20 protein-coding genes are annotated in these 21,326 nt (G+C 71.2%); 13 read left to right on the top strand and 7 right to left on the bottom strand.

Features of this window, described 5'->3' with window-relative positions; all coding sequences use genetic code 11:
- Positions 1 to 5 precede the first annotated feature (5 nt).
- The 4 genes from OG245_RS13025 to bcp form a co-directional block, all read right to left on the bottom strand.
- Positions 6 to 674 (bottom strand): HNH endonuclease signature motif containing protein, encoded by a 669-nt coding sequence (locus OG245_RS13025; RefSeq protein ID WP_371623684.1) that lies wholly within the window; start codon positions 672 to 674, stop codon positions 6 to 8.
- Entirely contained in the window at positions 671 to 1,330 is a 660-nt protein-coding gene (locus OG245_RS13020; protein WP_371623683.1) for an HNH endonuclease, read from the bottom strand. Before OG245_RS13020 ends, OG245_RS13025 begins: the two co-directional genes overlap by 4 nt.
- Positions 1,331 to 1,465: 135 nt before the next feature.
- Complete coding sequence (gene proP / locus OG245_RS13015) at positions 1,466 to 2,962, bottom strand: glycine betaine/L-proline transporter ProP (RefSeq protein WP_371623682.1); 1,497 nt, start codon at positions 2,960 to 2,962, stop codon at positions 1,466 to 1,468.
- 199 nt (positions 2,963 to 3,161) lie between these two features.
- Complete coding sequence (gene bcp, locus OG245_RS13010; RefSeq protein ID WP_069753813.1) at positions 3,162 to 3,629, bottom strand: thioredoxin-dependent thiol peroxidase; 468 nt, start codon at positions 3,627 to 3,629, stop codon at positions 3,162 to 3,164.
- Between the two features lie 142 nt (positions 3,630 to 3,771).
- Between bcp and OG245_RS13005 the strand changes: the two genes are divergently transcribed.
- Positions 3,772 to 4,089 (top strand): DUF3618 domain-containing protein, encoded by a 318-nt coding sequence (locus tag OG245_RS13005; protein WP_371623681.1) that lies wholly within the window; start codon positions 3,772 to 3,774, stop codon positions 4,087 to 4,089.
- A gap of 98 nt (positions 4,090 to 4,187) precedes the next feature.
- Entirely contained in the window at positions 4,188 to 4,562 is a 375-nt protein-coding gene (locus OG245_RS13000; protein WP_007450657.1) for a co-chaperone GroES, read from the top strand.
- A 160-nt stretch (positions 4,563 to 4,722) separates the two neighbouring features.
- Here OG245_RS13000 and OG245_RS12995 read toward each other — a convergent pair whose 3' ends face one another.
- A complete protein-coding gene (locus OG245_RS12995) occupies positions 4,723 to 7,032 on the bottom strand; it encodes a transglycosylase domain-containing protein (RefSeq protein WP_371623680.1) in 2,310 nt (769 codons plus the stop codon).
- A 198-nt stretch (positions 7,033 to 7,230) separates the two neighbouring features.
- Between OG245_RS12995 and OG245_RS12990 the strand changes: the two genes are divergently transcribed.
- The 4 genes from OG245_RS12990 to OG245_RS12975 all read left to right on the top strand — a co-directional run bounded on the left by OG245_RS12990 (position 7,231) and on the right by OG245_RS12975 (position 10,987).
- Positions 7,231 to 8,031 carry an ABC transporter permease gene (locus OG245_RS12990; RefSeq protein WP_371623679.1) on the top strand — a complete coding sequence of 267 codons (801 nt, stop codon included), beginning with the start codon at positions 7,231 to 7,233 and terminating at the stop codon, positions 8,029 to 8,031.
- Positions 8,024 to 8,911, top strand: coding sequence for an ABC transporter permease (locus OG245_RS12985; protein WP_371623678.1), 888 nt, complete (start codon positions 8,024 to 8,026; stop codon positions 8,909 to 8,911). The genes OG245_RS12990 and OG245_RS12985 overlap by 8 nt, the downstream gene beginning before the upstream one ends.
- A 30-nt stretch (positions 8,912 to 8,941) precedes the next feature.
- Positions 8,942 to 10,108 carry an ATP-binding cassette domain-containing protein gene (locus OG245_RS12980; RefSeq protein WP_371623677.1) on the top strand — a complete coding sequence of 389 codons (1,167 nt, stop codon included), beginning with the start codon at positions 8,942 to 8,944 and terminating at the stop codon, positions 10,106 to 10,108.
- A gap of 165 nt (positions 10,109 to 10,273) precedes the next feature.
- Complete coding sequence (locus tag OG245_RS12975; protein WP_371623676.1) at positions 10,274 to 10,987, top strand: DUF1707 domain-containing protein; 714 nt, start codon at positions 10,274 to 10,276, stop codon at positions 10,985 to 10,987.
- Between the two features lie 111 nt (positions 10,988 to 11,098).
- Here OG245_RS12975 and OG245_RS12970 read toward each other — a convergent pair whose 3' ends face one another.
- Complete coding sequence (locus OG245_RS12970; RefSeq protein WP_371623675.1) at positions 11,099 to 12,346, bottom strand: SGNH/GDSL hydrolase family protein; 1,248 nt, start codon at positions 12,344 to 12,346, stop codon at positions 11,099 to 11,101.
- A 142-nt stretch (positions 12,347 to 12,488) separates the two neighbouring features.
- Between OG245_RS12970 and OG245_RS12965 the strand changes: the two genes are divergently transcribed.
- Positions 12,489 to 13,892: a DUF445 domain-containing protein gene (locus OG245_RS12965; protein WP_371623674.1), complete on the top strand. Its 1,404-nt coding sequence runs from the start codon at positions 12,489 to 12,491 to the stop codon at positions 13,890 to 13,892.
- A 105-nt stretch (positions 13,893 to 13,997) separates the two neighbouring features.
- Here OG245_RS12965 and OG245_RS12960 read toward each other — a convergent pair whose 3' ends face one another.
- On the bottom strand, positions 13,998 to 14,306 hold the full coding sequence (locus OG245_RS12960; protein ID WP_371623673.1) for a hypothetical protein: 309 nt from the start codon (positions 14,304 to 14,306) through the stop codon (positions 13,998 to 14,000).
- A 173-nt stretch (positions 14,307 to 14,479) separates the two neighbouring features.
- Here OG245_RS12960 and OG245_RS12955 point away from each other — a divergent pair, with 173 nt between their 5' ends.
- From OG245_RS12955 to OG245_RS12930, 6 genes are all read left to right on the top strand, one after another.
- The gene (locus OG245_RS12955; protein WP_371623672.1) at positions 14,480 to 15,307 is read left to right on the top strand and encodes an alpha/beta fold hydrolase; all 828 of its coding nucleotides are present in this window, start codon (positions 14,480 to 14,482) and stop codon (positions 15,305 to 15,307) included.
- Positions 15,308 to 15,853: 546 nt separating this feature from the next.
- Positions 15,854 to 16,687: a TauD/TfdA family dioxygenase gene (locus tag OG245_RS12950; protein WP_371623671.1), complete on the top strand. Its 834-nt coding sequence runs from the start codon at positions 15,854 to 15,856 to the stop codon at positions 16,685 to 16,687.
- Between the two features lie 59 nt (positions 16,688 to 16,746).
- Positions 16,747 to 17,514: a sulfite exporter TauE/SafE family protein gene (locus tag OG245_RS12945; RefSeq protein WP_371623670.1), complete on the top strand. Its 768-nt coding sequence runs from the start codon at positions 16,747 to 16,749 to the stop codon at positions 17,512 to 17,514.
- 31 nt (positions 17,515 to 17,545) lie between these two features.
- Positions 17,546 to 18,643: an alpha-hydroxy acid oxidase gene (locus tag OG245_RS12940; protein ID WP_371623669.1), complete on the top strand. Its 1,098-nt coding sequence runs from the start codon at positions 17,546 to 17,548 to the stop codon at positions 18,641 to 18,643.
- A 61-nt stretch (positions 18,644 to 18,704) separates the two neighbouring features.
- On the top strand, positions 18,705 to 19,847 hold the full coding sequence (locus OG245_RS12935) for a PLP-dependent aminotransferase family protein (RefSeq protein ID WP_371623668.1): 1,143 nt from the start codon (positions 18,705 to 18,707) through the stop codon (positions 19,845 to 19,847).
- Positions 19,848 to 19,899: 52 nt separating this feature from the next.
- Positions 19,900 to 21,306: a benzoate/H(+) symporter BenE family transporter gene (locus OG245_RS12930; RefSeq protein ID WP_371623667.1), complete on the top strand. Its 1,407-nt coding sequence runs from the start codon at positions 19,900 to 19,902 to the stop codon at positions 21,304 to 21,306.
- Positions 21,307 to 21,326: the final 20 nt, after the last annotated feature.

Raw genomic sequence — 21,326 nt, 5'->3', positions numbered from 1 at the left:
GACTTTCATCGATGGGTGAGGCCGCGTGCTCCGCCGCGGCACCAGGTGGTGGTGATGGCGTGGCAGTTCGGGCACAGCAGTCGAAGGTTCTCGGCGCGGTCGTCACTCCGGTCACCGTTGATGTGGTCGACCTCCAGCGTGATGGGCGACCCGTGCCAGACAGGCTCGGTTCCGCACTCGTCGCACTGCTCGGGTATGCCGATCTCGCGCAGGGCCCGGCGCAGGAGCGTGGTCTTCGTGCGAAGCCCGCCCGTGCGCTTCACCAGCGTCTCGTCGGGACGTTTGGCGGGGGTCGGTCCGGGGCGGCCGCGCTGGTGGGCCTGACCGAGGAAGTGCGAGGTCGACAAGCCCTCTTCGGTGATCCATCGCCGTAACAGGTTCCGTTGATACTCGTTGTCGCGGCGCCCGAGTCTGCGGAGCAGCTCCGCGACGGAGCGTGAGACCGCCACGGCCTCGCGGAGCTTGTCCCCGGAGGGGCACGAGGCGGCAGCGCCCGAACCGTGGTGCTCGAAGTGGGATACGTCTATGCCGAAGTGGGTGAACCGTCTCCGTAGATGGCGCCGCAGTTGTCCGTAGGGGCGGGTGCCCAGGAACGTGATGACTTCGTCCATGTTGGCGCAACGTTCTGCGGCCTCGGCCAGACGCTCGCGGGTGTACCGCTGTCTCTGGCTCACCGGTTTCCTCCGAGCCGGGCACGGCTGCCCTTGCCCCGGCCGCGATAGTTGTCGGTCGCCGAATGGCAGTTGGGGCAGAGGAGCCGCAAGTTGTCCAGGCGGTTGTCCGTCCACCTCCCATTGATGTGATCGACCTCCAGCGGAAGCGGCCGACCGCGCCACAGCGGTTCCGTTCCGCAGTGGGCGCAGTGTTCCGGCACGCCGAGCTCGGCCATGGCGAGCTTGAGACGAGAGCTGGGGATCCGGCGAGCGTCCGGTGAGCGGTCGTCCACCAGCAGGTCCTGGGGCGAGAGCCGGCGATGCTTCGTCCCCGCCCGTGAGGGCCGGGCGAAGTGCGACGTATCAATGCCGTATGCCTTGATGCGTCTGCTGATGTTGGTGTGGTGGCCCCCCACGGACTCCAGGCCGATACGACGCAGCACTTCGTAGACGCTCGTGGACACGGCGACCACGGGCTCGAGTACTTCCTTCGTCCACCGGGCGCCCTCGCGCTGGAAGTGCTGGGTGGGAATGCCCATCTTCCTCATACGGTCGCGAACGTACCGCCGCGTCGGACTCTTCGGATCCACCCCCAGCTTCGTCAGCGCCTCCGAGAGCGTGCGCGACGACGATGCCGCCTCCGCCAGCCGCTCCCGTGTGTACGGGCTGTTCCCCATGAGCTGCCCCCTCCGTCCCGGCCGTGCGTTCGCAGCCCCGTACGGAGTAACGAACCGTTTATCGGACAGTCACGCCCGGATTCCGGTGAGGACGCGGAACGGGCCGTTCCTCCGAGGGGGCCGGAAGGGAGCGGGTCAGAACTTCGGGTCCGGCGCCTGTGACTGGACCAGTTCCGCCGCCTCCTCGTCCGTCTCGACCGACGGCGGGGAGCCGATCAGCGGCTGCTGGGCGGTCTCCTTCATGCAGGCGACCGCGATCAGGCCGACCAGGGCCGCCGCCATCGCGTAGTACGCGGGCATCAGGTTGGAGCCGGTCCAGCTGATCAGGGCCGTGATGACCAGCGGGGTCGTGCCGCCGAAGATCGACGCGGAGAGGTTGTAGCCGACCGACAGGGACCCGTAGCGGACGTTCGTCGGGAACAGGGCCGGGAGGGCCGCCGACATCGTGCCGAGCATGCAGACCAGGGAGAGGCCCAGCATCAGCATGCCGATGGTGATCGGGAGGATGCCGTCCACCCGGATGAGGAGGAACGCGGGGAGGGAGAGGAACAGGAAGCCCAGCATCCCCGCCATCAGCAGCGGTTTGCGGCCGAAGCGGTCGGACAGCTTGCCGACCTGGCTGATGATCGTCATCAGGAACACCATCACCGCCAGCAGGATCAGCAGCCCGTGGGTCTCGCTGTAGCCGAGCTCGTCGGAGAGGTACGTCGGCATGTACGACAGCAGCATGTAGTCGGTGATGTTGTACGCGCCGACCAGGCAGATGCAGAGGATCAGCGTCGGCCAGTACTGCCGGAAGATCTTCGCGAGGTCACCCTTGGCCGTGGACTCGACGCCGTCCGCCGCCTCGCTCGCGTGCGCCGTGCCGCCCTCCAGCTTCTGGAAGGCCGGGGTCTCGTCCAGGCGCAGTCGCAGGTAGAGGCCGACCAGGCCCAGCGGGCCCGCGACGAGGAACGGGATCCTCCACCCCCAGGTCTCCATCTGCGCGTCGTTCAGCAGGGCGTACAGGGCCGTCACGAGGCCTGCCGCACCCACGTAGCCGGCCAGGGTGCCGAACTCCAGGAAGCTGCCGAAGAAGCCGCGCCGTTTGTCGGGGGCGTACTCGGCGATGAACGTCGAGGCGCCGCCGTACTCACCGCCCGTCGAGAAGCCCTGGAGCATCCGGAAGAAGATCAGCAGGACCGCGGCCCAGACGCCGATCGTGTCGTGCGAGGGGATCAGGCCGATCGCGAACGTGCCGACCGCCATCAGGATCATCGTCAGTGCGAGGACCTTCTTGCGGCCGACCTTGTCGCCCATCGGGCCGAAGAACATGCCGCCGAGCGGCCGTACGAGGAAGGCCACCGCGAAGGTCGCGAAGGAGGAGAGGAGCTGCGTGGTCTCGTTCCCGGACGGGAAGAACACGTGTCCGATCGTCACGGCCAGGTAGGAGTAGATCCCGAAGTCGAACCACTCCATGGCGTTACCCAGGGAGGCGGCTTTCACGGCGCGCTTGACCGCGGCGTCGTCGGTGACCGTGATGTCCGTCCGGCGCAGCCGCGGGTTCCGCCGCTTCCTGATGGCCCGGAAGAGCGTGGGGTGGCGTTTGACCGCTTCGGGGTCGGCCGCCTGGTGGGGGTCGGAGGCCGCCATGGCCGGGTCCTTTCCTCGGAGTGCGTTCCAGGAAAAGCTTCTGCGCAGTCATGGCGGTCGCAAACCGACTTCGTGGGCCGATGCGATCTCCCTCACATGATCTGAACACGTTCTCCGGCCGGCCGCCGGTCGGAATCGCCGTGATCGCCGGAATCGTGCGAGGGGTGGCCCGGGGCGCCGGCGCCCCGGGCGGGGGACGTCAGATGCCCAGATCCCTGATGATCTTCGCGACGTGGCCGGTCGCCTTCACGTTGTAGAACGCGTGCTCGATCTTGCCGTCCTCGTCGACGACGACGGTGGAACGGATCACGCCCGTCACCACTTTGCCGTAGAGCTTCTTCTCGCCGAAGGCGCCGTAGGCCTCCAAGGTTTCCTTGGCCGGGTCGCCCACCAGAGTGACCTTGAGGTTCTCCGTGTCGCGGAACTTCGCGAGCTTCTCCGGCTTGTCGGGGGAGACGCCGATGACGTCGTACCCGGCGCTCGTCAGGAGGTCGAGGTTGTCGGTGAAGTCGCAGGCCTGCTTGGTGCATCCGGGGGTAAGAGCGGCCGGGTAGAAGTACACGATGACCTTGCGGCCCTTGTGGTCCGCGAGCGACACCTCGTTGCCGTCGGCGTCGGGAAGGGTGAAGGCGGGAGCGGTGTCGCCGGGCTTCAGTCGCTCGCTCATGTGGTTCTCCTCGGGTGGTGCACGGGTCGGACGGGACCGAGGGTAATAGGGGTGCCGCCGGGTGTGCGGGGGTTCGAGCTGACAGACTGTCGATGAAGGTTCAGACGAAGGTTTACCGGACGACGACCACGGAGGCGGCGCAGTGTCGGATGCCAGGACCCCTGCGCAGATCGAGGCGGACATCATCAGCAGGCGCGAGCAGCTCGCTGTGGTGCTCGACGAGATCGGGGTGCGGGTACACCCGAAGACGATCATCGGTGACGCCAAGGCGAAGGCGGCCCAGTCCGTGGACCGGACGGCCGGCCGTGCCTTCGTCGCGGTGAACCGCTCGGTGTCGGAGGTGAAGGCGCAGTTCGTCGCGGAGGACGGCTCTCCGCGGCTGGAGCGGGTGATTCCCGCGGCTCTGCTGGTGGTCGGCGTGGTGGGGCTGCTCACCTTGTCCGGGCGCCGCCGCAAGTAGGCCGCCGCGAGCGACCGGTGGTGGCCGGCCGGTGCGCGTCCGGTGGCGTTCCGCACCCGGAGGCGTACGGTCCGGGGTCCGGCAGGTAGGTTGCGGGCGTGAGCGACAACACCCACGAGGGCCACCGCGGCGCCACCGGCTCCGCCGACGACGACAAGCTGCCCATCCGGATGCTGCACGACCGGGTGCTGGTGCGGAACGACGCGTCCGAGGGCGAGCGGCGCTCCGGCGGCGGCATCCTGATCCCGGCCACGGCCGCGGTGGGCCGGCGCCTCGCCTGGGCCGTCGTCGTCGCGGTCGGGCAGAACGTGCGGACGGTGGAGCCCGGCGACCGGGTGCTGTACGACCCCGAGGACCGTGCCGAGGTCGAGGTGCGGGGCGTGGCGTACGTCCTGATGCGGGAGCGCGATCTGCACGCGGTGGCCGCCGACCGGTTCGAGGGTTCGGTGGATTCGACCGGGCTGTATCTGTAGGGCGGGCTCCGTGCCCTCCGTAGGGCTCCGTGCCTTCTACAGGGCTCCGTACCTGTAGTGCTCCGCGGGGCCTGTGGCTGTTCGGGGCCTGGTGGCCGGTGTCACCGGGCCAGGGTCGCGGAGGCCCGCGAGGGAGCCGTGGCCGCCCCGGCTGTCACCATCACCCACCGTCACCGCCGGTGCCGCCCGTGGCGCCGGCGGTGTCGTTCGTTCCGCCGTCGGCGTCACCTGTGCCGCCCGTCCCGTCCGTCCCGCCGGTGTCCGTGCCGGACGTGGGCGGGCTGCTGCCGGCCGGGTCGCTCTCCGTGGCGCCGGAGGGCGTGGTGGCGGGTTCGGACGAGGAGGACGGGTCCGTGCTGCCGTCGGGGCTCTCGTCGGGCCGGGGTTCGTCCTCCTCGTCGGAGCCGGGCGCCGTCTCCAGCTCGAACTCCTGGGCCGGGGAGGAGCGCAGCGCCGCTTCCGTGTAGGCGGCCCAGGTCTCGGCCGGGGCGCCGCCGCCGTTGACGCGGGGCAGGCCGAAGGCTCCGTACAGCGGGGTCTGGGCGCCCGTGTCCGGGTTCTGGCCCATCACGGCGACGACGGTCGCGAGGTCCGGGGTGTACCCGGCGAACCAGGCGGCCCGGTCCTCCTCCGCGGTGCCGGTCTTGCCCGCGGCGGGGCGCCCCACGGCCTGGGCGGCGGCGCCGGTGCCGCCCTCCACGACGCTGCGCAGCACGGCGGTGGTGGTGTCGGCGGCCTCTCGGCTGACGGCCTGGTCGGTCGTGCGCTCGGGCAGCTGGATCTCCGCGCCGTCCTTGGTGACCTTCCCGACGAGGACGTGACGGCCGTGCCGGCCGTGGTCGGCGAGGGTGGCGTATGCCTCGGCCATGTCCAGGACGCTGGCGTTGGCGGGGCCGAGCGCGATGGAGGGGGAGGCAGTGAGGTCGGGGGTGTCGTCGGGGATGCCGAGGGCGACCGCGGTGTCCCGGACCTTCCCGGGGCCGACGTCCTGGGCCATCTGCGCGTAGACGGAGTTGACGGACTTGTCGGTGGCGGTGCGCACGGTGATGTCGCCGTAGTCGACGTCGTCCTCGTTGGCGGGGGCGTAGTCGGTGGGACCCTGCACGCCGACGACCATCCGTTTGTTGTCGCCGTCGTAGACGGTGTTGGGCGTGATGCGTTCGCCGTCCTGGGTGGTGGAGTCGTTGACGAAGGCGGAGGTGAGGACGAACGGCTTGAAGACGGAGCCGACCTGGTAGTCGCGGCGGGTCGCGTTGCTGACGTACTGCTTCGTGTAGTCGATGCCGCCGTACAGGGCGACGACCTCGCCGGTGGCGGGGACGATCGAGGCCCCGCCGACGCGGACGTTGCGGTCGGCCTTGCGTTCGGCGCTGGTCCTGGACATCACGTTGGCGTCGACGGCCTTGACGAAGGCGTCCTGCTTGGGCTTGTCGAGGGTCGTGGTGATGCGGTAGCCGCCGGTGGCGAGGGTCTTCTCGTCGAGGATGCCGCGCCGGTCCAGGTAGTCCTCGACGGCCTGCACGATGTAGCCGCGCTGTCCGGAGAGTCCGGTCGACGGTTTGGCCTCGCCGGGGGTGGGGAAGTCCGTCGTCGCCCGTTCGGCCGCGTCGAGCCAGTCCTCCTTGACCATGCCGTCCAGGACGTAGTCCCAGCGGCGCTGGGCGGCGGGCCTGTTGCCGGGGTTGGCGACGACGTCGTAGGCGCTGGGGGCGTTCAGGAGGGAGGCGAGGTAGGCGCCTTCGGCGGTGGTGAGCTCCTCGACGTTCTTGCCGTAGTACGCCTGGGCGGCGGCCTGGATGCCGTAGGCGTTGCGCCCGAAGTAGCTGGTGTTGAGGTAGCCCTCGAAGATCTGGTCCTTGGTCTCCTCGCGGTTGAGCTTGACCGCGATGATGGCTTCCTTGGCCTTGCGCAGGACGGTGCGTTCCTGGCCGAGGTAGTAGTTCTTCACGTACTGCTGGGTGATCGTCGAGCCGCCCTGCTTGCCCTTGCCGGTCACGGTGTTCCAGCCGGCCCGGACCATCGCCTTCACATCCACGGCGCGGTCGTCGGAGTAGAAGTCCCGGTCCTCGGCGGCCAGGACCGCTTGCCGGACGGTCGGGGGGACCTGGGAGAGCTTGACCTTTTCCCGGTTCACGTCGCCGTCCCGGGCGATGACGCTGCCGTCGCGGTAGAGGTAGACGTTGGACTGGGCGGTGGCCGCCGCGTTGGCGGCCGGGATGTCGATGAGCCGGTAGGCGGCGAAGACGCCGGCGCCGAGGAGGAGGGCGAGGCCGAGGACGGTGCCGAGCGTCATCCGCCAGGTGGGGATGGCGCGCCGCCAGCCGGTGCGCCGCTCCTTGCGGTCCTTGCGGTCCTTGCGGTCCTTCCGGTTCTTCCCGCTGTTCCCCGGCGGCTCTCCCGGGTGGCTCCCGGGTGCGGCCGCCGCGCCCGAGGGGTCGCGGGGGGCCCAGTGCTGTGACTCGTCGCTCATGTCCGTGGGGCTCCTCGGGCGTGGTCAGTTCTCCCATAGTGCCCGTTTCGTCCGGAAACCTTCGGTTCTCCCCGGGTCGTTCCCTCCACCGGTCGTCATCGCGGTCCCGAAAACACGGTCGCGGGGGCCGGGGCGTCTGCACTAGGCTCGTGCGCTTTGGTGTCGGGAGCCGGTGGGGGCGAGGGAGAGGGGACGGACGTGCGGCTCTATGCGGTGGTGGCGGGGGGTGCGTTCCGGCGCTACGCCACCTACCGGACGGCTACGGCCGCGGGGGTGTTCACCAACACGGTCTTCGGCTTCATCGTCGCGTACACCTACATCGCCCTGTGGGACGCGCGTCCACAGCTCGGCGGGTACGACACGTCCCAGGCGCTGACCTACGTCTGGCTCGGGCAGGCCCTGCTGATGGCCTGCGCCATGATGGGCGGCGGCTTCGAGGACGAGTTGACGGAGCGTATCCGTACGGGGGACATCGCCGTCGACCTGTACCGTCCGGTCGACCTCCAGCTCTGGTGGCTGGCGGGGGACCTGGGCCGGGCGGCGTTCCACCTGCTGGGGCGCGGTGTCGTACCGATGTTCCTGGGGGCGCTCGCCTTCGATCTGGCGCTCCCGGGATCGCTGTGGACCTGGCCGGCGTTCTTCGTCTCGGTGTTCCTGGGTGTGGTGGTCAGCTTCGCGCTGCGCTATCTGGTCGCGATGTCGGCGTTCTGGCTGATGGACGGGGCGGGCGCGATGCGGATCGTGTCGCTGGCCGGGCTGTTCTTCTCCGGGATGCTGCTGCCGCTGAACCTGTTCCCCGGGCTGCTGGGGGAGGTGGCGCGGATGCTGCCGTGGTCCTCGCTGCTCCAGGTCCCGGCCGATGTGTTCCTCGGCAAGCACGCGGGGTGGGGGCTGGTGGAGGCGTACGCGTTCCAGGGCGGCTGGGCGGTGGTGCTGCTGCTGGCGGGCCGTCTGCTGCAGACCGCCGCGACCAGGAGGGTGGTGGTGCAGGGTGGCTGAGAGCGTGGTGGCCGCGGCCGAGAAGGTCCCGGTGCCGGAGGCGTCGGAGGACTTCCCGTTCCCGGAGCGGCCCCGGCTGCTGGAGGGCGTCCGGGCGTACGGGCTGATCATGGCGATGTGGGTGCGCTCGACGATGGCGTACCGGGCCTCGTTCGCCATGACGTTGTTCGGGGACTTCGCGGTGACGGCCTTCGACTTCGCGACGATCCTGCTGATGTTCACGCACGTCGACGCGCTGGGCGGCTACACCCTGCCCGAGATCGCCCTGCTGTACGGGCTGTCGGCCACCGCGTTCGGGCTGTGCGATCTGCTGCTGGGCTCGATGGACCGGGTGGGCCGCCGGGTCCGGGACGGGACGCTCGACACCCTGCTGGTGCGGCCGGTCCCGGTGCTGGCGCAGGTCGCGGCGGACCGGTTCGCGCTGCGCCGGCTGGGGCGGATCACGCAGGGGCTGCTGGTCCTGGGCTACGCGCTGGTCTCCCTGGACATCGCGTGGACGCCGCTGAAGGTGCTGATGCTGCCGATGATGGTGGTGAGCGGTGCGGCGATCTTCGGGGCGATCTTCGTCGCGGGGGCGGCGTTCCAGTTCGTCGCGCAGGACGCCTCGGAGGTCCAGAACTCCTTCACGTACGGCGGGACGACGCTGCTTCAGTACCCGCCCACGATCTTCGCGAAGGACCTCGTGCGCGGGGTGACGTTCGTGGTGCCGCTGGCCTTCGTCAGCTGGCTGCCCGCGCTGTACGTGCTGGACCGGGAGTACCCGGTCGATCTGCCGGAGTGGGTGGCGTTCCTGCCGCCGCTGGTGGCGGTGGCCTGCTGGGCGCTGGCGGGGCTCGCGTGGCGGACGGGGCTGCGGGCGTACCGGAGCACGGGCAGTTGAGCGGGAACGATGACGGAAGAGGGCTCGGGCATGGGTGACGGTACGGACACAGGTGCGGACGCGGCCACGGGCGCGGACACGGGCGCAGGTGTGGGCGCAGAGACGACCACGACCACGGACACGACCACGCGCACGACCACGGACACGGACACGACCACGCGCACGACCACGCGCACGACCACGCGCACGGGCATCGACGGCGGGCGCGGGGGTGCGGGCGACGGCTTCATCACGCTCGACGGCGTCGAGAAGGTCTTCCAGGTCCGCCGCCGCACCGGACTGCTGCGCCGCGAGCGCCGTGAGGTGCGGGCGGTGGACGGCATCAGCTTCCAGGTCGCGCGCGGCGAGATGGTCGGCTACATCGGCCCGAACGGGGCCGGGAAGTCGACCACGATCAAGATGCTGACGGGCATCCTCACCCCGAGCGGCGGCCGGCTGCGGGTCGCGGGCATCGACCCCTCCCGCGAACGTACGCGCCTGGCCCACCGCATCGGTGTCGTCTTCGGCCAGCGGACCACTCTCTGGTGGGACCTGCCGCTGCGCGACTCGTACCGGCTGATGCACCGCATGTACCGCATCCCCGACCGGCGTTACCGGGAGAACCTGGACCGGTGCGTCGAACTCCTCGACCTGGGCGAGCTGTTGGACGTTCCCGTACGGCAGCTCTCGCTGGGGCAGCGGATGCGCGGCGACATCGCGGCGGCGCTGCTGCACGATCCGGAGGTGCTCTATCTGGACGAGCCGACGATCGGCCTCGATGTGATCTCCAAGGCCAAGGTGCGGCAGTTCCTGAAGGAGTTGAACACCGAACGCGGGACGACGGTCCTGCTGACGACGCACGACCTCACCGACATCGAGCAGCTGTGCAACCGGGTGATGGTGATCGACCACGGCCGACTGATGTACGACGGTTCGCTGACGGGTCTCCACGAGGTGGGGGAGAGCGAGCGCATGCTCGTGGTGGACCTGGAGGGCGAACTGCCCCCGATCGTTCTGGAGTCGGAGGGCGCGGGCGGTGGACCGGCCCTGCGGGCGGTCAAGGTGGAGGGCCCGCGCCAGTGGCTGGCGTTCCCCGCCGCGGCGTCGGCGGCCCCGCTGGTGGCGCGGATCGCCGCGGACTACCCGCTGGTCGATCTGTCGGTACGGGAGCCGGACATCGAGGCCGTGATCGCGAGGATGTACGAGTCCGCGCCGTGACGGGCACCCACCAGGCGCGTCGGGACGGGCACTCGCCCTGCACCCGTCCGGGGTGGCGCGGCGGGCACGCGCCCGGGCGACGCGCGCAGGTCGTGGGCCTGCATGTCTGTGCCGGGAACGGGTGAGTTCAATAGGCTGCGCGGTATGACAAGTGAGAGTCCGGACATGCGTGCCTCCGATGCCGAACGTGAGCGGATCGCGGAACTGCTGCGCGAGGCGGTGGCCGAGGGCCGACTGGATATGGACGAGTTCGACCAGCGCCTCGAAACGGCCTACAAGGCCCGCACGCACGGGGAGTTGGAGCCGTTGGTCCAGGACCTTCCGGCGCCGGGCTCGGTGGTCGCTCCGGTCGGCTCGTCCGCTCCCGCCCCGCTGCGGGGCTCCGCCGCGAACTGGCCCGCGAGGATCGGCGGCAACGCCACCTCGAAGGGGGCGTTCGCCCTGTGGGGCGGGTTCAACCGCAAGGGCCGCTGGACGGTCGGCCGGGTGTTCACCGCCTTCGCCCTGTGGGGCGGCGGCGAGATCGATCTGCGCGAGGCGCACTTCGAGGACCGCGAGATCGTCATCCGCTGCATCGCGATCATGGGCGGCATCCATGTGACCGCGCCGCCCGAGCTGAACGTCGATGTCCGGGGCGTCGGCATCATGGGCGACTTCGGGGAGGGCTCCAGCGAGGAGGGCGAGCCCGCCCGGGACGCCCCGTACGTGCGGATCACCGGCTTCGCCCTGATGGGCGGCGTCGGCGTGGACCGCAAGCGGACGAAGGCGGAGCGCCGCCGGCTGAAGGAGGCGAAGGAGGCGGAACGGGAGGCGCGCCACCGGCGTGGGCTGGAGGGCCCGGACGGCGGCGCGGCGGGCGGCGGCCGCAAGGAACTCTGAGAGGGCGGGGCCGGGGCCGGCCTGCCCCGGTTCCGCCGGATGCGGCGGATCGGCTCCTTCCCGCAGCCCCTTTGGGCCCCTTCGCCCTCCCTCCCGGCTCCCCTCAGCGGCTCACAGCGCGTCGGACCGGGGGGCGCCCGCCCGCTCCAGGACCTTGAGGTCCAGCCGGTCGCCGAGTGCGCGGTACCCGTCGTCGTTGAGGTGCAGATGGTCGCCGGAGTCGTACGAGAAGAGGAGCCGGTTCGGCGCGGCGGGGTCGCGTACCGCCGCGTCGAAGTCCACGTACGCGTCGAAGACCGTGCCCGCCCGGATCTGCTCGTTGACCGCCTGGCGCACGGCGTTGCGCTGGGGCGTCCAGGTGGCGAAGCCCTCGAACGGGGTCAGCGTCGCGCCGACGACCGTCAGTCCGCGGGCGTGCGCCCGGTCGGTGAGGGCGCGCAGGCTGTCCACGATGCGCTGCGGGTCGGCCTCCTGCGGGTACTGCTGTACGTCGTTGATGCCGAGCGCCACGACGACCGTCCGGGCCCCGGCGACCGCCAGGACGTCGCGGTCGTAGCGGTCGGTGCCGGACTGGCCCCCGGTGCCGCGGCCGATGCCCACGACCCGGTTGCCCGCGATGCCCGCGTTGGCGACCCCGTACCGGCCGCCCAGCCGGTCGGCGAGGACGTCGGTCCAGCGGGCGTTGGCGTCGGTGGTGGAGCCGCTGCCCGCGGTCAGGGAGTCCCCGATGGCGACGATCGCGCCGCGCGCGTTCACGGTGCGGACGTCCACGGCGGTCAGGTAGCGCCAGTTGGTGGTGGACCAGGTGCCGCGTTCGTTGATCAGGTACGAGGTCTGGTGCGTGTAGGGGTGGTAGGTGACCGGTCCGCCCGCGCGCGGGGTGCGGAAGCTGACCTGGAGGTCGGAGTCGGGGGCCACGGGCACGACGACCGGGTCGCTGATGACCTGTCCGCCCGCCGCGACGGTGACGGCTGCGTCGCCCTTGAAGGTCACCGGCCGGGTGTTGACGGTGGCCTGGTCGATGACCAGGGGGCCCGTGCCGAAGAGGTTCGACAGGGTGATGCGGGCGACCTCTCCGCCGATGCTGGTGTGCACGACGTTACGGATGGTGCGCCCGGGCAGTCCGTCCTCGGTGCCCGGTTCGGCGCCGACGGGCGCGGCGGCCCAGGTGGCGACCCACTTGCCGCCCGAGGTGGCGGGGTCGACCGGGTTACGGGCCGCGGCCTGCGTCTCGGAGGGCGGGAGCGGTGCCGACCGGGGGCCGGAGAGCAGCGTCGTAGCGAAGGCGACGGCGGCGGCGAGCACGGCTGTGCCCGCCACTAGGGCGATGAGCAGGGCATACCCCTGGCGCCTGGGCATGTGCGGTGGTTCTCCTTGTGATGATCGTGCTGGTCCCATGATGCGACAGGCCGTCGGGAACTCGACGTGCGGCCCGGGAGTAGGGGAGGTAGGGACAATGCGTACGTCACGGGGGCGAGGCGCACGCGGACGGGTGGAGCGGATGGAACGGACCGGATCCGGCGAGCAGGGACAGGGCGAGGACGCGGTGCAGGAGTTGCAGCAGTCGCAGGACCCGGCGGAGCCGGCAGAGGGGCCGTCGGAGCGGACACGCGGGCCGAGGGCGGGCGCGGGCCCGCTGGCCTCGTTCGCGTACACCGCCGCCGACGAGGAGAAACAGCGCGGCGTACGGCGCATGAAACTCACGGCCACCGGCCTCCTTCTGCTCGTCGCGCTCGTCTACGTCCTGGCCACCTGGGCGAAGAACTCAGGCGTGGGGGGCTGGCCGGGCTACGTCGCGGCGGCTGCCGAGGCGGGGATGGTGGGTGCGCTGGCGGACTGGTTCGCCGTGACGGCGCTCTTCCGGCACCCGCTCGGCCTGCCCATTCCGCACACAGCCATCATCCCCACCAAGAAGGATCAGCTAGGACAGTCCCTCGGTTCCTTCGTTGGCGAGAACTTTCTCTCCGGAGACGTCATTCGTGACCGAATTCACGCTCTGGGGGTCGGTCGGAGGCTCGGTGTGTGGCTCGCGGAGCCGGCCCACGCCGACCGGGTCACCGCCGAGCTGGCGACCGCCCTGCGCGGGGCGCTGACGGTCCTTCGGGATTCCGATGTGCAGGCGGTGGTCGGCGAGGCCATCACCCGGCGCGCGGACGCGGTGGAGGTCGGTCCGGGCCTCGGCAAGATGCTGGAGAAGGTCGTCACGGACGGCGGCCACCGCAAGGTCGTCGACCTCGTCTGCGTACGGGCGCACGACTGGCTGGTGGAGCACGGCGACTCGGTGATGAACGCGGTGCAGGGCGGAGCCCCCGGCTGGACGCCGCGGTTCGTGGACAAGCGGGTGGGGGAGCGGGTCTACAAGGAACTGCTGCGGTTCGTCACGGAGATGCGGGACATGCCGGAGCACCCGGCGCGCGGCTCGATCGACACGTTCCTGACCGACTTCGCGTCCGACCTCCAGAGCGACGCCGACACCCGGGCCCGGGTGGAGCGGCTGAAGTCGGAGATCCTGGGCCGCGGCGAGGTCCAGGACGTCATCGCCTCCGCCTGGTCCTCCGTACGGACGATGATCCTCTCGGCGGCGGAGGACGAGCGCAGCGAACTGCGCCTGCGGGCGCGCGCCTCGCTGATGTCGCTGGGTGCGCGACTGTCGAGCGACGAACGGCTCCAGGGCAAGCTGGACGGCTGGCTGGAGGACGCCGCGGTGTACGTCGTGACGACGTACCGCGCGGAGATCACCTCGCTGATCAGCGAGACGGTGGCGGGCTGGGACGCGGACCAGACCTCGAAGAAGATCGAGGCGCACATCGGCCGCGACCTCCAGTTCATCCGGATCAACGGCACGGTGGTCGGCGCGCTGGCGGGCCTGGCGATCTACACGGTGTCGCACGCGCTGACCGGCTGACCGGCTGACCGGCTGACCGGCTGACCGGCTGAGGGGCCGGGGGGCTGGGCGGGTTGAGCGGCTGAGCCGTTGCACGGCCGGGCGGCCGGCGGGCCGGCGGGCGGCTCAGTCGTTGGTGACGCGCCGGGTGACGGCCCAGGACGCGGCGGCCACGCCGCCCGCGACGGCGAAGACGGCGGGCCACGCGCCGACCTTCTTGGCGAGCGGGTGCGATCCGGCGAAGGCGGCGACGTAGGCGACGGTCAGCCCGGCGGCGGCTCGGGGCCCGGCCTGGCGGTTCCACTCGTACGCGGCGACGGATCCGGCGGCGGCGAGCGCCACGCCGCCGAGCGGACGCTTCTTGGTCCACCGGGCGATGCCGTAACCCCCGACGAGCCCGCTCGCCGCCACTGCCGCTGCCGGAACCTTCGTCATCGCCGCCACCATCGCTTCCTGTCAGCCGTCGGGATACCTGAGGGCGCCCGCATATCCGGGGCCCTCGTACCGGGGGCCCGCATATCCGTGGTCCGCTCTTCTCTCCGAGGCTAGCGTCGGGGACGATCCGGCCGACGGGCGGTACGGCATCACGGCGAAACGGGGGGTGCCGGGTGGGAGCGGTCACGAAGACGGTGACGGTCGAGGACGGTGAAGCGGCGGGCGCGGCCGGTCCCGTACGGCTCTTCTGCACCGACCACGGGGGCGACGGCCCGCCCCTGCTCCTGCTGCACGGCCTGGCCGGGCATTCCGGGGAGTGGGAGGCGCTGGCGGCCCGGTTCGCCGCCACGCACCGCGTGGTCGCCTTCGACGCCCGGGGCAGTGGTGCGAGCACCCGCCGCCCCGGGGACGTGACGCGGGCGGCACATGTGCGCGATGTCCTCGCCGTCGCGCACCGGTTCGGTCTGGCCGGGGAGGACACGGTCCTGGTCGGCCAGTCGATGGGCGGCCTCACCGCGCTGCTGACGGCGGCGGCCCACCCGGAGGTGTGCCGCGCGCTGGTCCTGATCGAGGCGGGTCCGGCGGGGCCGAGTCCACGACTGCCGCAGGAGATAGGGGACTGGCTCGACGCGTGGCCGGTGCCGTTCCCGGACGCGGAGGCGGCCGAGGCGTTCTTCGGTGGCGGGCCGGCGGGCCGGGCGTGGGCGGCGGGGCTCGTGCCGGGCCCCGGCGGTCTGCACCCCCGCGTCGACCGGGACGTGATGGTGGCCACCGTCCGGGAGAACGCGCAGCGGCACTTCTGGGACGACTGGGACCGGGTGCGCTGCCCGGTGCTGGTGGTGCGGGGTGAGAACGGCACGATGAAGCCGGACGAGGCGGACCGGATGCGAGCCAGGCACCGGGGGACCCGGATCGGTGTGGTTCCGGGGGCCGGTCACGACGCCCACCTGGACAACACGGCTGCGGTGTACGGGGAGATGGCGGCCTTCCTCGCGGCCTGATGTGACCCCATTCACACCTGTCACCACCGCTGTCGCCGTCGATTCGGGTGGCGGGAAATGGCCCCCAGGAGCCCTTCGTGATCTCTGTGGCGCGGTCCCGAGGATGTCCGGCGGGGCCGTACGGGCCGTTCATCTCCCGGTCATCTGGAGCCATAGAGGCAGCTCAGGTCGGTGAACGGGAGGGAGCGGCCGAACGCGCACCCCTGGCCCGGAGGGGTGGTTTGCCGCGCTTTGCATGGTGTCACGGCTATCCGTGCAATACCTCACCGATGTCGGGCCCGTTAACCAAAGTCGTCACTGTCCGAAACCGATTGTTGACGGAGAGAATCGGCGCAGGATAAGTTTCCGACCGTAATGCTAAATCCAGCACGCGGATATCGGTGAGGAATCATGGGAATGGTTATCCAGGCTCTGAACGACTACCGATTGAGCGAGTCGGAGGCGGAGAAAGTAGGCGAGTTGTCCTCCCTCGCCGCACGCTTATCGGACTCGATACCCATCGTCGTATCGGGGCTCCTCATGGACCTCCCCGAAGGAATGCGAAGAATGGTCCTGGATTTCGCCGCAGACGTGGAATCCAACGGATACTGCTTGCTGCGCGGAGTTCCGGTGGGAGAACTGCCGAAGACCCCGCAGGCACACGAGGCCCATGTCCTCGACGGTCACCCGACCAACGGAACCCTCGTCCTCGTCGCGGACCTCCTCGGCTCGCTGACCGGATATCAGGACGAGCAATCGGGCGCGCTCTTCCACGACGTGCATCCCGTGCGCGGCGAGGAGAGCCGGATCGAGAACAGCGGATCGGTCGCCTTCGACTTCCACACCGAGAACGTGCACCATCCGCTCCGGCCCGACTACCTGGGCCTGCTCTGCCTGCGCCAGGACCACGAGCAGATCGCCGCGACCCGCGTCTCCTCCGTGCGCGACGCGCTGCCGTTGCTGACGGACGGCGAGCTGGCGGAGCTGCGGAAGCCGCAGTTCCACAGCCTCTACCCGACCTCGTTCACCCGGAACATCCCGGGCCCCCGCCCCTCGGCCGGCCCTCACCCGGTGATCTTCGGCCCGGCCGGCCGCCCGTTCATGCGCTTCAACTCGCACAACACCGCGGGCGACCACCCCCGGGCGCAGGCCGCGCTGCGGGCCCTGGCCTCGGCCCTGGAGCAGGTCTGCCACGACCTGGTGCTCGCTCCGGGTGACCTCGTCGTCCTGGACAACCACGTCGTGGTCCACGGCCGCACCGCGTTCACCCCCCGCTACGACGGCCAGGACCGCTGGCTGCGCCGGTTCTACTCCCTGCGCAGCGCCCCGCTGTGGGCCCAGCGCATGATGCGGCACCCGCGGGTGCTGCCGGCGATGACGGAGATCCGCGGGGTCGTCTGACCCGGCGGCGACAGGACCCGGCCCCGGGAGCCGGGGCCATGTCACGTGAATGAGGAAGAGTGGAACTGTACGAAGTGCTCGGCCTGCTCGTCGCCGCGACAGCGGCCGGCTGGGTGGACGCGGTGGTCGGCGGTGGCGGGGTGCTGCTCATCCCGGTGCTCCTGCTGGCCTTTCCCGGGTATGCGCCGGCGGTGGCGCTGGGCACGAATAAGATCGCGGCGGTCATGGGCACCGCGACCGCCGCGTACATGTACCAGCGGCGCACCAAGCTGGACCGTTCGGTCCTGCTGCCGGCCGCCGGGCTCGCGGTCCCCTTCGGCGCGCTCGGCGCGCTGTCCGCGTCGAGCGTCCCGACGAGCTACTTCCGGCCCGTCATCATGGGCCTCCTCATCACGGTGGCCCTCTTCGTGGCCTTCCGGCCGAGTTTCGGGGTCCAGAAGTCGGACATCGTCGTGACCCCGCGCCGCCGTAATGCGGCCATTCTCATCGCGGGCGTCGGCATCGGTTTCTACGACGGGGTTTTCGGGCCCGGCGTCGGTACCTTCCTCATCATTTCCTTCACCACGCTCCTCGCGACGCAGTTCCTGGAAAGCGCGGCCATGGCGAAGGTGATCAACGCCTCCTCCAATCTGGGGGCCCTCGCGGTCTTCGCCTGGCAGGGAAACGTCCTGTGGGCCCTCGGTCTGGGCATGGCCGTGGGAAATATCGCCGGCGCGATGATCGGGTCGCGCACCGCAATGAAAAGGGGATCCGGATTCGTCCGGGTCGTCCTGGTCCTGGTGGTCACCGGAATGGTGGCCAAAATGGGATTCGACCAGTTCGCCTGACGGAAATTCATCCGACGACGGAAGAGGATCCATGGCAAGGGAATTATCCGGTCTGCTGACCCTGACCGATTACGAGCAGGCCGCCGCGTCCGTTCTCGACGCCGCTTCCTGGGCGTACGTGGCGGGCGGCGCCGACACCCAGCTCACGGTCCGTGCCAACGCGGAGGCCTTCGACCAGGTCTGGCTGCGCCCCCGCGCCCTCGGCGGGACGGGCGTCAAGCCCGACACCTCGGTGACCGTCCTCGGGCAGCGGCTCGCGCTGCCCGTCCTGCTCGCCCCGACGAGCCCGCAGCGCCTCCTCCACGAGGACGCCGAGATCGCGACCGCCCGCGCCGCCGAGTCGACGGGCACCGTGTCGATCGTCAGCACCGACAGCCACTACGCCATCTCCCGGGTGACCGGCGCGGTCGGCAGCGACAGCTGGTTCCAGCTCTACGCCTACCGGTCCCGCGACGACGTCGCCGCGACGATCGCCCTGGCGGAGGACGCCGGCGCGACCGCGCTCGTGGTCACGGTCGACGCCAGCTACGCGGCCCGCCGCATCAGCACCCGGCGCGCGGGCTTCCGTACCCCCGCGAACGTCGACTTCGGCAATCTGCGCGCGCTGGGCGTGCTCACCGGCGACATCCCGGACGGCGCGCGCATCGAACGCCTGCCGCTGACCTGGGACGACCTGGAATGGATCCGGTCCCGTACGCGGTTGCCGATCGTGGTCAAGGGCATCCTGCGGGCCGAGGACGCCGAACGCTGCGTCGCCCTGGGCCTCGACGGCGTCATCGTCTCCAACCACGGCGGCCGCCAGCTCGACGGCGCGGTACCCAGCCTGTTCGCCCTGGAGCAGGTGGCGGCCGCCGTCGACGGCCGCGGCCTGGTCCTCATGGACGGCGGCATCCGCTCCGGCGTCCACGTCGTCAAGGCCCTCGCGTACGGCGCGGACGCGGTGTGCATCGGCCGCCCCTACCTCTGGGGCCTCGGCCTGGCCGGACAGCAGGGCGTGGAAGCGGTCCTCGACCTCCTCAGGGGCGAGATCGAGGACACGCTGCTCCAGCTCGGCGCGGACTCCGTCGCCGACATCGGTGCCGACTTCGCCGTCGACGCCCGCGGAACCACGAGCACGGCGGCGCGGTGAGGCGTACGCGCCACCCTCGAACGAGCCCTCTCCATCCGGTACTTGGCAAGGAGCCTTCTCAGTGACCGCTGCGACCTCAGCGTCTTCCGCGACCGTCCACTTCTCGCGTGGCATCCCTCCGCTCGAAGCGATCCCGTCCGCCGCCATCGCCGAGCTGACAGGTTCGATCCTGGCCTCCGAACCGGACCGCGTCTTCCAGTACGCGCCCATCGGCCACCACACCGGCGACCGCGAACTCCGCGACCAGCTCGGCCTGTTCCACACCGTCGACCCCGACCGGGTCTTCGTCACCAACGGCTCGCTCCAGGCCCTCGACCTGCTCGCCGCCCACCTCCTCAAGGACGCACCCGGCAAGAAGGTCCTCGCGGAGGCGCCGACGTACGACCGCGCCGTCCAGATCTTCGAGCGGCACGGGGGGCAGGTGTCCGGGATACCCCTGCGGCACGACGGCCTCGACCTGGACGTCCTGCGCGAACGCCTCCAGGCGGAGGTGCCCGCGTTCGTCTATGTGATCCCGGACTTCCAGAATCCCGCCGGGGTGACGACGAGCGAGGAGAAGCGGCGCGAACTGGTGCGGCTCTCGGCGGAGTTCGGATTCACGATCCTGGAGGACATCCCGTACCGGGAACTCCGCTTCGCCGGCACGGCCCCCACGCTCCTCGGTGAGCTGGCGGACTCCGTCGACGGTGCCCGGGTGCTGACCATCGGCTCGCTGAGCAAGGTCCTCAGCCCGGGACTGCGCGTCGGTTACGTCATCGGCGCGCCCGGTACGCCGAGGGCCCTGGCGGCACTCGCGGAGAGCACCTACCTCTCGCCGGCCCCGCTGCTCCAGGCGGTCGCGGCACGCGCCTTCGCGAGCGGCCTGGTCCGGCGGAACATCGACGAGGTCCGCGACCTGCTGCGGCCGCGGCACGACGCGGCGGTCGAGGCGGTGCGGAAGTCGCTCGGCGACGTCGCGCTGTGCGTGCCCGAGGGCGGCTACTACATCAGCGTGCACCTGCCGGTACGGTCCCCGGAGGAGAAGTTCCTCGCGGCGGCGGCCGACGAGGGCATCGCCCTCACTCGCGGCTCGGCGTTCTATCCCGCGGACTCGGCGCCGCCGTCCGGAACGGTGTTCCTCCGGCTGCCGTTCCAGGCCCTGGGCGGCGAGGAGTTCGCCGAGGGCGTCGCGCGGCTCGCCGCTGTGGCGCAGCGGCCGGAGTAGGAGCGGCGGGGACGGCGGAGCCGCGGGGAGACGAGACGGGGAGAGGGACACGATGGCCACGGCCGAACAGGGCGCCGAGGACGACACGGACGAGGCGCCCGGGCCGGACACGGGTACGCGGACCGGAACCGGTGCCGGGACCCGGGCCGCGGAAGCCCCGGATGCGGTGACCGGAACCGGTGCGGGAACCCGGGCCGCGGGCGCCCCGGACGCGGTGACCGGGAACGCCGGGGCCCGGGGCGAGGGCGTCCGGGCGGCGTCCGGGCGGCGCGGGCTCCTGGCGGACGCCTCCCTCTCCGCCGTCCTCGCGGGCCTGATCACCGTCGTGGTCTCGTGCTCCGGCCCCCTCCTCGTGGTTCTCGCGGCGGCGTCCGCCGGCCACCTGACCGACGAGCAGACCGCGTCCTGGGTGTGGGCGGCGTGCGTGGGCAGCGGCGTGACGTGCGCCGCGCTCAGCTGGTGGACCAGGATGCCGGTGATCACCGCGTTCTCGACGCCGGGCGCGGCGGTCCTCGTCGGCAGCCTCGGGGACTACACGTACCCGCAGGCCATCGGGGCCTTCCTGGTCAGCGGTCTCCTCATGGCGCTGGTCGGCCTGACGGGCGTCTTCGGGCGGGTCATGCGCCGCGTACCGCCCGGAATCGTGGCGGCCATGCTGGCGGGCGTGCTGTTCTCCTTCGGCGTCGACCTGTTCTCGGCGCTGGACGGTGCGCCGCTCCCGGTCCTGGCCTCCCTGGCCGTCTACCTGACCGTCAAGCAGCGATCGCCGAGATACGCGGTGGCCTGGGCCCTGGTCGCGGCCGTGCTCGCCACCGTCGTCGCCCCGGGCATCCACGCCTCGTCCGTCGACGTCGGGCTGACCCTTCCCGTGTTCACGGCACCGGAGTTCACCGGTGCGGCGGTGGTGGGCCTGGCCGTCCCGCTGGCCGTGGTGACGATGGCCTCGCAGAACGCGCCGGGGCTCGGAGTGCTGGCGGCCTGCGGCTACCGTCCGAACGACCGGCTGCTCATCACCGCCACCGGGCTCGCCTCGACGGCGCTCGCACCGCTGGGCGGTCACGCCGTCAACCTGGCGGCGATCACGGCCGCGATCAGCACGGGCGAAGAGGCCCACCGCGACCCGCGACGCCGCTATGTGGCCGGTCTGGCGTGCGGCGTCTTCTACCTGCTGGCGGGCGTCTGCGGAGCGGCCCTCGTCGGGCTGTTCGCCGCGCTGCCGCCCGAACTCATCGCCGTCATAGCGGGCATCGCCCTGCTCGCCACGTTCTCCACGAGCCTCGCCCAGGCGGTGGCGGACGAGCGGGGCCGGGACGCGGCGGTGGTCACCTTCCTCACCACGGCCTCGGGCGTCACCCTGGGCGGTGTCGGATCCGCTTGCTGGGGCCTCGTCCTGGGCCTGGTGACGCACCTGGCGCTGACCGCCAGGAGGCGGCGCGACGCCCGGGACGAGGTGGCGTGAACGGCCCGGCGGCGTGCGAT

Origin of the sequence: Streptomyces sp. NBC_01116, from assembly GCF_041435495.1 — a bacterium.
Taxonomy (GTDB): Bacteria; Actinomycetota; Actinomycetes; order Streptomycetales; family Streptomycetaceae; genus Streptomyces.
Note: the sequence above shows the minus strand (reverse complement) of the source record. Positions and strands in the feature narration are given on the sequence as shown.